At 70.7% G+C, this 14,984-nt stretch carries 9 protein-coding genes; 7 read left to right on the plus strand and 2 right to left on the minus strand.

The features are described from left to right. Positions 1 to 12 precede the first annotated feature (12 nt). Complete coding sequence (locus ACIQM3_RS04195; RefSeq protein ID WP_401619981.1) at positions 13 to 2,586, plus strand: SpoIIE family protein phosphatase; 2,574 nt, start codon at positions 13 to 15, stop codon at positions 2,584 to 2,586. 27 nt (positions 2,587 to 2,613) lie between these two features. On the opposite strand, the gene ACIQM3_RS04200 is transcribed toward ACIQM3_RS04195, so the two are convergent. Both ACIQM3_RS04200 and ACIQM3_RS04205 read right to left on the minus strand, forming a co-directional pair. After that, positions 2,614 to 3,327: a PspA/IM30 family protein gene (locus ACIQM3_RS04200; protein ID WP_401618491.1), complete on the minus strand. Its 714-nt coding sequence runs from the start codon at positions 3,325 to 3,327 to the stop codon at positions 2,614 to 2,616. A 69-nt stretch (positions 3,328 to 3,396) separates the two neighbouring features. Next, positions 3,397 to 5,493: a TPM domain-containing protein gene (locus ACIQM3_RS04205; protein ID WP_401619984.1), complete on the minus strand. Its 2,097-nt coding sequence runs from the start codon at positions 5,491 to 5,493 to the stop codon at positions 3,397 to 3,399. Positions 5,494 to 5,698: 205 nt separating this feature from the next. On the opposite strand from ACIQM3_RS04205, the gene ACIQM3_RS04210 reads away from it, so the two are divergent. From ACIQM3_RS04210 to ACIQM3_RS04235, 6 genes are all read left to right on the plus strand, one after another. Beyond that, on the plus strand, positions 5,699 to 6,175 hold the full coding sequence (locus tag ACIQM3_RS04210; RefSeq protein WP_401618494.1) for a MarR family winged helix-turn-helix transcriptional regulator: 477 nt from the start codon (positions 5,699 to 5,701) through the stop codon (positions 6,173 to 6,175). A 17-nt stretch (positions 6,176 to 6,192) separates the two neighbouring features. Next, positions 6,193 to 7,602 carry an MFS transporter gene (locus ACIQM3_RS04215; RefSeq protein ID WP_401619987.1) on the plus strand — a complete coding sequence of 470 codons (1,410 nt, stop codon included), beginning with the start codon at positions 6,193 to 6,195 and terminating at the stop codon, positions 7,600 to 7,602. A gap of 43 nt (positions 7,603 to 7,645) precedes the next feature. After that, a complete protein-coding gene (locus ACIQM3_RS04220; RefSeq protein ID WP_401618497.1) occupies positions 7,646 to 8,197 on the plus strand; it encodes an isochorismatase family protein in 552 nt (183 codons plus the stop codon). 193 nt (positions 8,198 to 8,390) lie between these two features. Continuing rightward, positions 8,391 to 10,622: an ABC transporter family substrate-binding protein gene (locus tag ACIQM3_RS04225; protein ID WP_401618500.1), complete on the plus strand. Its 2,232-nt coding sequence runs from the start codon at positions 8,391 to 8,393 to the stop codon at positions 10,620 to 10,622. Positions 10,623 to 10,957: 335 nt separating this feature from the next. Then, a complete protein-coding gene (gene typA / locus ACIQM3_RS04230) occupies positions 10,958 to 12,832 on the plus strand; it encodes a translational GTPase TypA (RefSeq protein ID WP_401618503.1) in 1,875 nt (624 codons plus the stop codon). A gap of 442 nt (positions 12,833 to 13,274) precedes the next feature. Then, complete coding sequence (locus tag ACIQM3_RS04235) at positions 13,275 to 14,900, plus strand: ABC transporter substrate-binding protein (protein WP_401618506.1); 1,626 nt, start codon at positions 13,275 to 13,277, stop codon at positions 14,898 to 14,900. Positions 14,901 to 14,984: the final 84 nt, after the last annotated feature.

Consider the following 14,984-nt stretch of genomic DNA (forward strand, 5'->3'; position numbering starts at 1 on the left):
GCGGGCGACGTCATGTGGCAGAGCAGCCCGCCCGGCTCGATCTATGACTACATCAGGGTCGCATCGTTCTCGATCGGGCCCGACGGGCTGATCGAGCAGTGGAGCCGGCGGGCCGCCGGTCTCTTCGGCATGGCCTCCGACGAGGTGGTGGGCAAGGACCCGGTCGAGGCTTTCATGCCCGCCGAGCTGCGCCCGGACGCCCACAGGCGGGTCGCCGAGATCCTTGACGGCAAGGAGTGGACGGGCGTCGTCCCGTTCCGGATCCCGGGCGAGAACGGGGTCGGCGGGCTTGCCGAGATCTACGTCATGCCGAGCGAGACGGGGGCCGGCGAGCGTGCCGCGCTCTGCATCGTGGTCGACGTCAGAGCGCTGCGGCGCATCGAGACGGACCTCGCCGCCTCGCAGGCGATATTCGGCCAATCTCCCTTCGGTTTCGTCCTCTTCGGCACGGACTTCACCGTCGTGCGCGCCAACAAGCGGTTCGCGACCGTCTTCGGCGGCGAGGCCGACGACCACCGCGGCCGCACGGTGGACGACTACCTGCCCCGCCCGGAGGCGGAACGCCTCTCCAGCACGCTCAAGCGGGTCCTGGAGACCGGTGACGCCGTCACCGACCTCCAGCTCGTCGGCACCCCGCCCGGCACCACGGGCCGACGCCACTGGTCGATGAACCTCTACCGGGTGCACAGCGGCGCCGGGCGACCCGTGGGTATCGCCGGGCTCGCCACCGACGTCACGCAACGGCACATCGCCGCCCGCGAGGCGGCCAGCGCCCGCCGCAATCTCGCCCTGCTCAACGAGGCCAGCGCCCGCATCGGCAACTCCCTCGACCTGGAGACGACAGCCCGGGAACTGCTGGACGTCGCGGTGCCCGTCTTCTGCGACCTCGCCTCCGTCGATCTCTACCAGGGGCTGCTCACCGGCGAGGAGGCCTCGCCCGCCAGCTGGGGCAGGCACCAGGAGTCCGGCACCGGCTCCGCGGAGCTGCGCCGGGTGGCCCAGGCCAGCGCCGTCTCCGACGCCCTCCCCGGAACCTTCTCCGCCGTGGGCGGTGGGGTGGATGCCGCCGGGGAAACGGAGCCGCCCGCTCTCGGTTCGGTCCACCGCTACCCGTTCCACTCCCCCTGTGCCGTCGCCCTGCGCACCGGCCGCGTCGAGGCCGTGCCCGGCGACGAACGCGGCTTCGTCCACTCCACCCTCGCCGTGCCGATGGTCGCGCACGACGTCGTCGTAGGCCTCGTCCAGTTCTCCCGTACCAAGGGCAGCGAGCCCTTCGGCGAGCGGGACCGGGCGCTGGCCACCGAGCTCGCCGCCCGCGCGGCCGTCTGTATCGACAACGCCCGCCTCTACCGCCGGGAGCACGAGCGGGCGCTCATCCTCCAGCGCAGCCTGCTGCCGCCGGGCGACCCCGAGGCGGCGGGCCTGGACATCGCCTGCCGCTACCTCCCGGGCAACACGGCCACGGAGGTCGGCGGCGACTGGTTCGACGTGATCGAACTCCCCGGCCACCGCACGGCCCTGGTCGTCGGCGACGTGATGGGCCGTGGACTGCGGGCAGCCGTCGCCATGGGTGAACTCCGCACCGCCGTACGCACGCTGGCACTCCTGGACCTGGAGCCCGCCGAGGTCCTCTCCGCCCTGGACGAGGTCGCCCGGGGGCTGGGTACCCCGGGAGGCGGCGAGCGGAGCGAAGGGTTCGGCGCGGGCGGCGGCGCCCAGTGGCCCTCGCGGGCCGCCCACAAGTCACGCGAGGCAGACCTCTCCGAGGTGTATCTGGCGACCTGTGTGTACGCGGTGTACGACCCGGTCACCCGGCGGTGCACCTTCGCCAACGCCGGTCACCTCCCCCCGGTGGTGGCCGAGCCGGGCGAGCCCGCCCTCCTGCTCGACGTACCCCCGGGCATGCCGCTCGGTGTCGGCGGCGAGCCCTTCGAGGAGGTGGAGGTGGAGCTCAGGGAGGGTGCCCTCCTCGCCCTGTACACCGACGGGCTCGTCGAGTCGCGCGACCACCCGCTCGACGAGGGCCTCGACGCCTTCCGGCACGCCCTCGCCGAACCGTCACAGCCCCTGGAGGACGTCTGCGACCACGTGCTGACGACCCTCGACACCCGGCACGGCGAGGACGACATCGCCCTGCTGATGGCCCGCATCCAGGGACTCGCCCCGGACGCGGTGGGCGACTGGCGGCTTCCGCGGGAGCTCCGCTCGGTCGCCCGCGCCCGTGAGCTGGCCCGCACGCAGCTCATCAGCTGGGGCCTGGACGACCTGGTGGACACCACCGAACTGCTCGTCAGTGAACTCGTCACCAACGCCCTGCGCTACGGCGAGGGAGAGATCCGGCTCAGACTGCTCCGCGACCGCACGCTCGTCTGCGAGGTGTGGGACGCCGGACTCGTCCAGCCGCGGCGCCGGCGCGCACGCGACACCGACGAGGGCGGGCGCGGGCTGCAGCTGGTCGGGCTGCTCAGCGCGGCCTGGGGCTCGCGGCGCACCCCGCGCGGCAAGACGGTGTGGTTCGAGCTGGCGCTGCCCGACGGAGAGCCCGCCGCCGAACTCTCCGTGGAGCAGTTGCTGAGCATGTACTGACGGGACCCCGGCCGCTGCTGGTCCAGCTCAGGAAGCGGACTTCAGGGCGGCGAGCCGGGCCTCGACCTCCGCACTGTCCCCGAGGCCGTCCAACTGCTCGAACTGGGCGTCCAGGGACGACGCGGCGAGTTCCTGCTTGCCCACCGCCCTCGCCTCCTCGCGCCGCACCTTGTCCTCGAAGCGGCCGAGCTCGCTCGTCGGGTCCATGACGTCGATGCTCTTGACGGCGTCCATCATCCGGTTCTGCGCCTGGGCGGACGCGGCGCGTGCGACCAGCTCGTCGCGCTTGGACTTCAGCTGGGTCAGCTTGTTCTTCATCTGGTCGAGACCCGACTTCAGCTTGTCCACCACCACCGTCTGCGAGGCGATCGTCGGCTCGGCCGTCTTCGCCTCCTGCTCCGACTGGAGCTGCCTGCCCAGCGCCACCTTGGCGAGGTTGTCGAACTTGTCGGCGTCCACCCCCGCTCCCGCGGCCCGCAGCTCGTCGGCCTTCCTGCTGGCGGCGAGCGCCTTCTGGCCCCACTCCCTCGCCGCGTCGACATCCTCCCGGTGGTCCTCCTCCAGCAGCCTGAGGTTGCCGATGGTGGTGGCCACCGCCTGCTCGGCCTCCGCGATGTTGTTCGTGTAGTCGCGGATCAGCTGGTCCAGCATCTTCTGCGGATCCTCCGCCTGGTCGATCAGGGCGTTGATGTTGGCCCGCGCCAGCTGAGTGACGCGGCCGAGGACGGTCTGCTTGGTCATGGCACCTCTCCTTGTGCGAAATCCCGTCGTACGTGTGGCGGCATCCGGCGCCGCGCGCCCCGGCCGCCGTCAGAAGCGGCCTCCGCCGCCCCGCCGGCCACGGGTCCCCCCGCCGCCGAAGCTGCCCGGCCCGCCGCCGAACCCGCCCCCGGAACCGCCGAACCCGCCCCCGAATCCGCCGCCGAACCCTCCGCCCCGCCCGCCGAGCAGCCCGCCGAGGAGGATGCCGCCCAGCACGGCACCGCCGGTCCCGCCTCCGCCACGCGGCCCGCCGTAGCCGCCCCCGTCGCCATAGCCGCGTACGTCCTGCTCGGCCAGGCTCCGCGCCTGCGCGGCCAGCGCGTCCGCCTGCTGCGCCTCGGTCAGGGCGGCCTGCGGGTCGTTCCCCTCCGACAGCACCCGGGCTCTCTCCCACCGCCGCTGGGCCTCCGCCAGCCGGGTGCGCGCCTGGCTGCCGACCGCGCCCCTGTTGGTGGTGATGTAGTCCGCGGCGGCACCGATCGCCGCCCGCGCGGTGAGCATCGCCTGATCGAGCAGCGAACGGGCCCGCTGGTCGCCGTGCTCCTGCTCACGGGCTCCTGCCAGCGCCTCGTCCAGCGCGGCGTCCGCCTCCTCCACCCTGCGCAGCGCGTCGATCGGGTCGTACGGGCCGGAGCCCATCTCCCCCCTCACATCGCCGGCCACCGCCTCGGCGCGGGCCACCCGGCCCCGCAGATCCGCGGTCGGCACACCCTCCGGGGTGCCGTCCAGCAGCCCCCGGGCATCCGCCAGGTCCGTCTCCGTCTCGGTGAGCGCGCCCGGCAGCTTGTCCGCGGCCTCGGCCAGCTCCCCGGCCCGCCGGTCGACCGCGTCAACGAGGGTGGCCACCTGCTTGATCGCGCCCTCCGCCGCACGGACGTACACCGCGGCCCGGGAGTTGTCCTCGCCGTCCACGGCCTGGCGCGCCTGGTTGAGGGTGGAGGTGACGAAGACCAGCCGGTCCTTGGCCTGTTCGACGTCCCCGACGGCGGGAGCGGTCGCGGACTCGGCGTACCGCTCCCGCATCGTGCCGAGGGCCGTCTCCGCGGCGGAGACGCGAGCGATCAGGTCGCGGTAGGCGGTCTCGGCGGTGGTCACGGCCTGCGGGGCTGTCTGTTCGAGGGAGCGCAGCCGGTCGAAGTCCTCCGACATGGCGTCCAGGCGTCCGTCGGCGTCCGTGCAGCGGCTGATGATCTCGTCGAGCATGCGGCGCCGTGTCGCGTCGTCCTCGGGGAAGGCGTCGTCCAGCTGCTGCCGCAGCCGGAAGGCCGCGGTCAGCTCGTTCTTGGCGTACCGGACCGCCTCGGCGAAGGGGGCCGCGGCCTCCTCGCCGAACTGGGCCGTCGCGAAGCCGAGCTCCTCCTCGCTGGTGCGCACGGCGTCGTCCGTGTCGACCAGGTCCGCCTTCGCCCGGGCGTCCAGGTCCGGCAGGGGGGCCAGCGGTTCGGCCGCCGCCCCGGCCTCGCCGCCCCAGCCGCCCGCCGCCGGCGTCGTCCGGGTCTTCGTACGCCGTCTGCGGCGGGTGAGGGCGAAGGCCGCGACGGCGCACACGACGACGAGTACGGCGACGGGCACGATCAGGTTCGCCGAGGCACCGCTGTCGGAGTCGCCCCCGGGGTCGGCGGTGCCCGGCGTGATGGCGGGGGCCGGTACGGGGTCGCCCCCGAGCACCGCGGCATAGCCGTCGGCGGCGCCGATCGCGGCTCCGGCCCAGTCGTTCTGCCGGAGCGCCGGCTCGATCGCCGTGTTCGCCACGTCCCGCAGCTGTGCGTCGGTGAGGCGAGATCCCTGGTCGACGGAGTAGGCGTACCGCCGGTCGTGCGTGGCCACGGCCAGCAGCACGTCCTCCTGGCCCAGGCCGTTGCGGTTCGCGGTCTCGTCGGTCCAGGTCTGGGCATCCCGGCCGGAGAAGTCACGGACGTACGCCACGAACAGCTGCACCCGCTGTTCTTCGAACAGGCGGTCGAGTGAGGCCTCGACCTGTCGCTCCCGGTCCCCGAGTGCGTCCACCTTGTCGGTGATCTGCCCGTCGCGGGAAAGCGTCACGGGGTCCTCGGCCCGGGCTCCCGGAGCGCCAGGCAGGGCGGTCCAGAGCACCGCCGCCAGGGCGGCGATGAGGACCCTGCCGGGTATCGAAAGCCGGGGCATCCCGGTACGGCTCGCAGGCGGCGTCACATTTGGGAGGCTATGTCCGCCCACTGCCGCCCGCGACCCGACGCCGGGGCACCGGGTGTCCGGGGGCGCCAGCCGGTGGGGTGTGGTGGTGTGCCGCCCGTGCGGCGTACGCCGGCCTTTACCCAAGAATAGACAGGCTGCCTTGCAAGATGCCCTGTCCATCTTTACGGTGGAAGACATGTCCGGAACGCCCGAGAACCCCGGTGGCGCAGCGCCGCAGGCCCCCGTCGACCCCACGGCCGAGAGTGTGGCGACGGATCTCTCGGCCGTGGTCGGGCGGCTGCTCAGGCGGCTGCGCAGCTCCTCGGCCGACAGTCTGCTCACCCCCTCCCAGCGCTCCGCCCTCGCCAGGCTGGAGGACGGCGGACCGGCCACCACTGCGGCGCTGGCCAGGGCGGAGCTCGTGCGGCCCCAGTCGATGCGGCTGACCCTCGGCGCGCTGGAGAGCCAGGGGTTCGTCACCCGCGCCCCCGACCCGGCGGACGGCCGCAAGTCGCTCGTGTCGGTGACCGAGGAGGGGAGCGCCGTCCTGGCCGGCGTGCGGGCCGCCAAGCGGAGCTGGCTGGCCGACGCGATCGCCGGCGAGCTGGACGGGGCGGAGCGCCGGGCGCTCGCCGAGGCCGTCGAGCTCATCGGCCGTCTGGTCGACAAGTGACCCGGTACGGGACGGACCTGACCCCCGGTGCGCCGGTGGCGGAGCCCCGGCCCGCCCCGCCCGGGGAGGACGGCCCCGGGTTCAGCGCACGGCTCACCGCGCCGCTGCTGATGGGCTCCCTGCTCAACCCGCTGAACACCACGATGATCTCCACCGCCCTGGTGGCCATCGGGCACTCCTTCGGCATCGGAGCCGCCGACACCGCCTGGCTCATCTCCGTCCTCTACCTCGCCAGCGCCGTCGCCCAGCCCGTCCTCGGCAAGCTCGCCGACACCCTCGGTCCGCGCCGGGTCTTCCTGGCCGGTCTCGTCGTCGTGGTCGTGTCCGGGCTGGTCGGCGCGCTGGCCCCCGGTTTCGGCACCCTGATCGTCTCCCGGCTGCTGCTCGGCATCGGTACCTCGGCCGCCTACCCGGCCGCCATGGCCGTCCTGCGTGACGAGTCGCGCCGGCTCGGCCGGCCCACTCCCCGCCCCGTGCTCGCCAGGCTCTCCTTCGCGGCCCTGGGCAGCGCCGCCGTCGGCCCCGCGCTCGGCGGGCTGCTCGTGTCGACCGTCGGCTGGCGCGGCATCTTCGCCGTCAACGTGCCGATCGCCCTGCTCGCCTTCGGTGCCGCGCTGCTCTGGGTCCCGGCCGACCCGCCGCGCGAGCGGGCCGCCGACGGGGGCACGCCGAAGCTCTCCCTGGACCCCCTGGGCATCGGGCTGTTCACCACCGCGCTGACGGTGCTCGTCTTCTTCCTGCTCGACCTCGCCCACCCGCAGTGGTGGCTGCTCGCCCCCTTCGCCGTCCTGACGGCAGTCCTCGTCCGGTGGCAGCTCCGCACCCCGCAGCCGTTCATAGACATCCGGATGCTCGCCGGCAACGGCCCCCTGCTACGTACGTACCTGCGCCACGGCCTCAGCTACCTGCTGATCTACTGCGTCATGTACGGCTACACGCAGTGGCTCGAGGAGGCCCGCGGCTTCTCCTCCGGGCACACCGGGCTGCTCATGCTGCCGATGTCCGTCACCGCGCTCGTCTGCTCGCTGCTCGGCGCCCGCACGAAGGGGCTGCGCGCCCCGCTGACCGTGGCCTGCCTGCTGCTCACCGCCGGTGCGGGCATCCTCGTGTTCCTCTCCGGCGACACCCCGCTCGCCGTCCTGCTGCTCGCCGGGGCGTGCTTCGGCGCACCGCAGGGGCTCATCGGCACGAGCAACCAGGCGGCCGTCCAGACCTACGCGCCCCCCGAGAGCATCGGGGCCGCCGCCGGCCTCCAGCGCACCGCCCAGTACATCGGCGCCATCACCGCGTCCAGCCTGATCGCCCTGGCGTACGCCGATGCGGCGAGCGACGCGGGACTGCACCTCATGGCTGCGGTCTCCGTCGTCCTGGCCGTGCTGCTGGCCGTCCTGACCCTCACCGACCGCGCCCTGCGCGCCCGCACCTGACCCCCGGCAAAACCCGCACATCAGCACATCAAGGAGTACGCACATGACCGCCACCGTCCTGGACCCCCGGACCGCACTCGTCGTCGTCGACCTGCAGAAGGGCATCGTCGCCCTCCCGACGGCCCACCCGGCGGAGGGCGTCGTAGCCAACTCGGTGACCCTCGCCGAAGCCTTCCGCGCCAAGGACCTCCCGGTCTTCCTGGTCCGCGTGACGGGCGGCGCCCCCGGCCGCAACGAGGGCCGGGCCCCGGCCGGCAAGCCCGCCGCCGACTGGGCCGACATCCTGCCCGAGCTCGGCCCGCGCGACGGCGACACCGTCGTCACCAAGCAGCAGTGGGGCGCCTTCCACGGCACGGCGCTCGACCTCGAGCTGCGCCGCCGCGGCATCACCCAGGTCGTGGTCACCGGCATCGCCACGAGCATCGGCGTCGAGTCCACCGCCCGCGCCGCGCACGAACACGGCTACCACGTCACCGTCGCGACGGACGCCGTCACCGACATGGACGCCGAGGCCCACCGCAACAGCGTCGAGAAGATCTTCCCGAGGCTCGGCGAGACCGACACCACCGCCGCGATCGTCAAGCTCCTGGGCTGACCCCCGCCGGGCCGGTACCGGGGCCGCACGGGTGACGTCCGCGGCCCCACCGGCCGCGCCTGCCGCCTCCCGCGCGTGAAGGTGCTTTCAGTGGATCAGCGAATCAGTCTGATCAACTGCAAATGCCACCAGAACGCATCATCCGGTCCATTCCGGTACGGGGTGGGCCGGGCCGGCCCCGGAGGTATCAGCCATGGCCCACGTCGGCGTCCCACGCGGGACGGCCCGAAAGCGCCGCTCGGTCGCGCTCCTGGCGACAGGTGTGCTCACGATCCCGGTACTGGCGGGCTGCACCTCGGACAGCGAGGGCCCCACCTCGGTGGCCGTCCCGCAGGACATCGCCCCGGCCTCCCGGGAGCGGGTGACCGAGGGCTCCACCCTCACGTGGGCGATCGACGCGGTCCCCACCACCCTCAACACCTTCCAGGCCGACGCCGACAGCGCGACCACACGTATCACCGGCGCCCTGCTCCCCTCGCTCTTCCCGCTGGACGCGCGGGGCGAGCCCAAGCTGAACCCCGACTATCTGGAGTCGGCGAAGGTCATCGAGCAGGAGCCCAAGCAGGTCGTCCTCTACAAGCTCAACCAGCAGGCCGTGTGGAGCGACGGCCGGGAGATCGGCGCCCCCGACTTCGTCGCCCAGTGGCGCGCGCTGAGCGGCAAGGACTCGGCCTTCTGGACCGCGCGCAACGCGGGGTACGAGCGGATCGAGAAGATCGAACGCGGCAAGGACGATCTGCAGGTCCGGGTCACGTTCTCGAAGCCGTACGCGGACTGGCGCTCGCTCTTCTCGCCGCTGTACCCCAAGGAGGTGACCGGGGCGCCCGGCACCTTCAACGACGGCGCCAGGGCCACCCTGAAGAACACCGCCGGACCGTTCCGGCTGCGCAGTGTGAACAAGGACAAGGGCACGGTCGTCCTCGACCGGAACCCCCGCTGGTGGGGCGACGAGGCCAAGCTCGAATCCCTGGTCTTCCGCGCCGTCGAGCCGGAGGACCGCACCGACGCGCTGACCGAGGGCACGGTGGACGTCGCCGACATCGACTCCGTCACGGCGAACGGCATCGCCCTCGCGGCCCGCTACCGGGGCGGGAACGGCCAGCCGCCCGCCCACGGCCCGGGAGCCGACATCACCCCGGCCGCCGCTCTGCGGTCCTGGGCCCTGGCCCATGGTTCGGACGAGGAGGCCGCCGAGACCGCGCAGGCCTCCCGCGAGAAGAGCCGGGAAGCCGTGGCGGTGTACGCCGCCGAGCAGAAGGCGCTGAAGGGCTTCGCCGTACGCAAGTCACTGGAGCCCGCCTACACGCAGCTCGCGCTGAACGGCGAGTCCGGGCCACTCTCCGACGACCGGGTGCGCCGCGCCATCGCCCGCACCCTGGACCGGCAGGAGCTCGCCGACACCGTCCTGAAGCCGCTCGGCCTGCCCGCGAAGCCGCCCGGCAGCCACCTGGCCCTGGCCGGGCAGCCCGGCTACAAGGACGGCAGCGGCGCGCTCGGCGACCGGGACACCAAGGAGGCGCAGGCGCTGCTGGCCGACGCGGGATGGACCGTGGGCGGGGCCGTCCGCAAGACCGAGGACACCAAGGCGGGCAGCGAGGCCGAGAAGAAGGCCGACGAGAAGAAGAAGGCCGACGAGAAGAAGGCCGAGGAGAAGGGCACCGACAAGGCCGACAAGGCCGAGAAGGACGACAAGGCCTCGCGCGAGGAGGGGACGTACATCGTCGGTGACGAGAAGCCGGGCGACCGCCCCGCCGGCGACGCCGGGGTCACCGCGCAGGACAAGCACCCCGGCGGCGCCGCCGGCGCCTACGCCCCCGCGGGCACGGCCGCACCGGCCCCGGCCGCCGTCAAGGACCGCCTCGGCAAGGGCGGCAAGCCGCTGACCCTCCGCTTCGTCCTGCCCTCGGGCCCCGGATCGCAGCCGCTGCGGACCGTCGGGGAGAAGATCGTGGAGATGCTGGACTCGATCGGCATCAGCACACAGGTCACCAAGGTCGACGACGACAGCTACTTCAAGGACCACATCGCCTCCGGCGACTACGACATGGCGCTGTACTCCTGGCCCGCCACCGCCTACCCGGCGACCGACGGCCGCCCGATCTTCGCCAAGCCGGAGCCCGCCACCGACGGCTCGCTCCTCGTCGAGCAGAACTACACGCGGGTCGGTTCGGACCACATCGACCAGCTCTTCGACCGCGCGGTCTCCGAGCTCGACGCCAACGCGTCGAGGGACCTCCTGAAGCAGGCCGACGCACGGATCTGGGCCGCCGCGGGATCGATTCCGCTGTATCAGAGGCCACAGCTGGTCGCCGTCGACAAGAAGCTGGCCAACATCGGCGCCTTCGGCTTCGCCGCCCCTCGTTACGAGGACATCGGATTCACCGGGCGTGAAGCGGCAGGTTCCCCCGCGAATCGGAAGAAGTAGCAGGTCAAGGCCACATTCGAAGCTCAGATACAGCTCAATTCCCTTGCCCGCCGGAGCCCCCGGCGGGCAAGGTGGTGTCCGCCCCGACCCGGGCTGCTCGTCTTCCCACACCCCTTGCCGTCCGGCCACGCACCGGCTGGACGATGACGTAATACCGGCTGAATATCGGCTGAATAGTGGCTGTAGTCCCGCCCTGTGGATCGGGCCGGGAAGCCCCGGACCGATCGGGCCCGTACCATTGGACTAGCCGTGGCGTGCCGCCCGGCGGGCGTACGAGGACTCGAAGACCGACTGAGACGCCTGATCCCACGATCCGAGAGAAGCGCAAGCCACCCATGCCCACGCGCCACGACATCCGTAACGTAGCCATTGTCGCCCACGTCGACCACGGCAAGACCACACTGGTCGACGCCATGCTCAAGCAGGCCGGCGCCTTCGCCGCCCACGCCGCCGAGAACCTCGACGAACGCATGATGGACTCGAACGACCTGGAGCGTGAGAAGGGCATCACGATCCTGGCCAAGAACACGGCCGTGAAGTACCACCCGAAGGATGGCGGCGACGTCATCACCATCAACATCATCGACACCCCCGGCCACGCCGACTTCGGCGGCGAGGTCGAGCGTGGTCTGTCGATGGTGGACGCGGTCGTGCTGCTCGTGGACGCCTCCGAGGGGCCGCTCCCGCAGACCCGCTTCGTGCTCCGCAAGGCGCTGGACGCCAAGCTGCCGGTCATCCTCTGCGTCAACAAGACCGACCGGCCGGACTCCCGGATCGCCGAGATCGTCGATGAGACCTACGACCTCTTCCTGGACCTCGACGCCGACGAGGACCAGATCGAGTTCCCGATCGTCTACGCCTGCGCCCGTGACGGCGTCGCCTCGCTGACCAAGCCCGAGGACGGCACCGTCCCGCAGGACAGCGACAGCCTGGAGCCGTTCTTCAGCACCATCCTCTCCGCGGTCCCGGCACCGGAGTACGACGAGGCCGCTCCCCTCCAGGCCCACGTCACCAACCTGGACGCCGACAACTTCCTCGGCCGTATCGCGCTGTGCCGCGTCGAGCAGGGCGAGCTGCGCAAGGGCCAGACGGTCGCGTGGATCAAGCGCGACGGCACGATCTCCAACGTGCGCATCACCGAGCTCCTGATGACCGAGGCGCTCACCCGCAAGCCGGCCGAGAAGGCGGGCCCGGGCGACATCTGCGCGATCGCCGGTATCCCGGACATCATGATCGGCGAGACCCTGGCCGATCCCGAGAACCCGGTCGCGCTGCCGCTGATCACGGTGGACGAGCCGGCCATCTCGATGACCATCGGTGCGAACACCTCGCCCCTGGTCGGCAAGGGTGGCAAGGGCCACAAGGTCACTGCCCGGCAGATCAAGGACCGGCTGGACCGGGAGCTGGTCGGTAACGTCTCGCTCCGCGTCCTGGACACCGAGCGCCCCGATGCCTGGGAGGTTCAGGGCCGTGGTGAGCTCGCGCTCGCCATCCTGGTCGAGCAGATGCGCCGTGAGGGCTTCGAGCTGACGGTCGGAAAGCCGGAGGTCGTCACCAAGCAGGTCGACGGCAAGACGCACGAGCCGATCGAGCGCATGACGATCGACTCCCCCGAGGAGCACCTCGGCGCCATCACGCAGCTGATGGCGACCCGTAAGGGCCGCATGGAGACGATGACGAACCACGGCTCGGGCTGGGTCCGCATGGAGTGGATCGTGCCCTCCCGCGGCCTCATCGGCTTCCGTACGGAGTTCCTGACCCAGACCCGTGGCACGGGCATCGCGCACTCCATCTTCGAGGGCCACGAGCCGTGGTTCGGCGAGCTGCGCACCCGCCACAACGGCTCGCTGGTGGCGGACCGCGCGGGCGTCGTGACGCCGTTCGCGATGGTCAACCTCCAGGAGCGCGGTGTCATCTTCACCGAGGCCACCACCGAGGTCTACGAGGGCATGATCATCGGCGAGAACTCGCGCGCCGACGACATGGACGTGAACATCACCAAGGAGAAGAAGCTCACCAACATGCGTGCGGCTTCCGCGGACACCACGGAGAACGTGGTGCCCGCCCGTAAGCTCTCGCTGGAGCAGTCGCTGGAGTTCTGCCGCGACGACGAGTGCATCGAGGTGACCCCGGAGACCGTGCGTATCCGCAAGGTCGTCCTGGACCAGAAGCAGCGCGGCCGCACGGCCTCGCGCGCGAAGAACGGCTGACCTGACCGGCGTCGTCCGCTGCGGCCGACGAACCGTCAGTGCGAGCCATTGACACAGGGCCCGGACCCCCGCAGACACTGTGGGGGTCCGGGCCTTTCGTCAACCCGTTTTCCTGACCGAGGTGTCCGGATATCGTGCGTCGCTCTCCGGAACATGTGTTAACGGTCCGTTTCGGGCGTGTCTGTCTGGGATCACTTTGTCCGGATTTCGGGCAACCATGGCTTCTCGATGTTGTCAAACCGAGACCCTTTAAGTGTGGTTTACAGCCCGGTGTTACTTAATAGTTGGCTCCATTGAGCTCGGGTCAATGGGTCGGCGCACTGTGGGGAGTGCGGACTCACGAGCACACTCGGGGCACTGCAAACGATCGCCGTCAGGGGTGTCGGTGGATCTGTCCAGTGCCCCTCTTGTAGTCAAAAGTGGACTCATGAGGAGGAAACCCATGCGCGGTGCCAAGAGCGCCAAGTGGGTCGCGGGAGCGGCAATCATCGCCCTGGCCGCGACTGCCTGTGGCGGGGGCGACAGTGACGACAGCAGCAATGCCTCGAAGGAGAAGGGCAAGCCCGCGGGCTACGTCTCCATCGACGTCGGTGAGCCGCAGAAGCCGCTGATCCCGGCCGACACCAACGAGTCGCTCGGCAGCTACGTCATCCAGTCGCTGTTCACCCAGCTCCTGGACTTCGACGCGGACGGCAACATCGTCTACACGAACGCCGAGTCCGTGAAGTCGACGGACAACAAGACGTGGACGGTCAAGCTCAAGTCCGGCTGGAAGTTCCACGACGGCACCCCGGTCACGTCCGAGTCCTACATCAAGGCTTGGAACTGGTACGCCAACAGCAAGAACGCCCAGCAGAACGCGTTCTGGTTCGAGGACATCAAGGGCTACGCGGACGTGCACCCCGAGAAGGGTGACCCCAAGGCCACGGAGATGTCCGGTCTGAAGGCGGTCGACGACACGACCTTCACGATCGAGCTCAACAACGCGGTGCCGTACTACGAGTACAAGCTCGGCTACACCACGTTCGCCCCGCTGCCCGAGGTGTTCTACAAGGACACCAAGGCGTTCGGCCAGGCCCCGGTCGGCAACGGTCCCTACATCTTCGAGAAGTGGGACCACAAGAAGCTCATCCAGGTCAAGGCCAACCCTGACTACCAGGGCCCGAACAAGGCCAAGAACAAGGGTGTCCTCTTCAAGAACTACGCGACCGTCGAGGCCGCGTACCAGGACCTCCTCTCCGGCAACCTGGACATGATCCGCCAGGTCGGCCCGAAGGACCTGCCGAAGTACAAGACGGACCTCGGTGACCGCGCGATCGACGAGCCGTACGCGGCCATCCAGTCGATCGTCCCGACGTTCTACTCGAAGACCTTCAAGGACATCGACCCGAAGGTCCTCCAGGGTCTGTCGATGGGCATCGACCGCGACACGATCACCAAGACCGTGCTCAACGGCACCCGCAAGCCCGCCACCAGCTTCACGCCTCCGGGCGTCGCCGGCAACCAGGACCTGGGCACCGACGTGTTCAAGTTCGACGCGGCCAAGGCGAAGCAGCTCGTCACCGAGGGCGGCGGTGTTCCGGACAACAAGATCTGGATCCAGTACAACGCCGACGGTGGCCACAAGGAGTGGGTGACCGCGGTCTGCGAGTCCATCCGCAACTCGACCGGGGTCGACTGCGTCCCGGACGCCAAGCCGGACTTCCAGACCGACCTGGAGGCGCGTGACAACGACCAGGTCAAGTCGATGTACCGCGGTGGCTGGGTCGCCGACTACCCGGTGAACGTCAACTTCATGCGGGAGCTGTACGGCACCACGGCCGAGGCCAACAACGGCCGGTTCTCCGACAAGGAGGTCGACGCGGCCTTCAAGAAGGGCGACAACGCGAAGACCCTGGACGAGTCGATCAAGGCTTACCAGGACGCGGAGAAGCTCCTCCTGGACAAGATGCCGGCGATCCCGCTCTGGGAGTACAAGACCAACGGTGGCTACTCGAAGGCTGTCGACAACGTGACGATCGACTTCCACGGTGACTACAACATCACCGAAGTCACGGTCAACAAGTAACACACGCCTGAGGGCCCCCACTCGGCCATCAGCCGCCCACACCAGGCAGTAGGTCCCGGGGGGCCGCTCTCCGTAACCGGAGGG

The organism is Streptomyces sp. NPDC091271, from assembly GCF_044757505.1.
GTDB lineage: Bacteria > Actinomycetota > Actinomycetes > Streptomycetales > Streptomycetaceae > Streptomyces.

Excerpts from the sequence above, each read along its gene's own strand:
- ACIQM3_RS04195 (WP_401619981.1), top strand. The coding sequence starts at position 13 with ATGTGGCAGAGCAGCCCGCCCGGCTCGATCTATGACTACATCAGGGTC.
- ACIQM3_RS04200 (WP_401618491.1), bottom strand. The coding sequence starts at position 3,327 with ATGACCAAGCAGACCGTCCTCGGCCGCGTCACTCAGCTGGCGCGGGCC.
- ACIQM3_RS04205 (WP_401619984.1), bottom strand. The coding sequence starts at position 5,493 with ATGCCCCGGCTTTCGATACCCGGCAGGGTCCTCATCGCCGCCCTGGCG.
- ACIQM3_RS04210 (WP_401618494.1), top strand. The coding sequence starts at position 5,699 with ATGTCCGGAACGCCCGAGAACCCCGGTGGCGCAGCGCCGCAGGCCCCC.
- ACIQM3_RS04220 (WP_401618497.1), top strand. The coding sequence starts at position 7,646 with ATGACCGCCACCGTCCTGGACCCCCGGACCGCACTCGTCGTCGTCGAC.
- ACIQM3_RS04225 (WP_401618500.1), top strand. The coding sequence starts at position 8,391 with ATGGCCCACGTCGGCGTCCCACGCGGGACGGCCCGAAAGCGCCGCTCG.
- typA (WP_401618503.1), top strand. The coding sequence starts at position 10,958 with ATGCCCACGCGCCACGACATCCGTAACGTAGCCATTGTCGCCCACGTC.
- ACIQM3_RS04235 (WP_401618506.1), top strand. The coding sequence starts at position 13,275 with ATGCGCGGTGCCAAGAGCGCCAAGTGGGTCGCGGGAGCGGCAATCATC.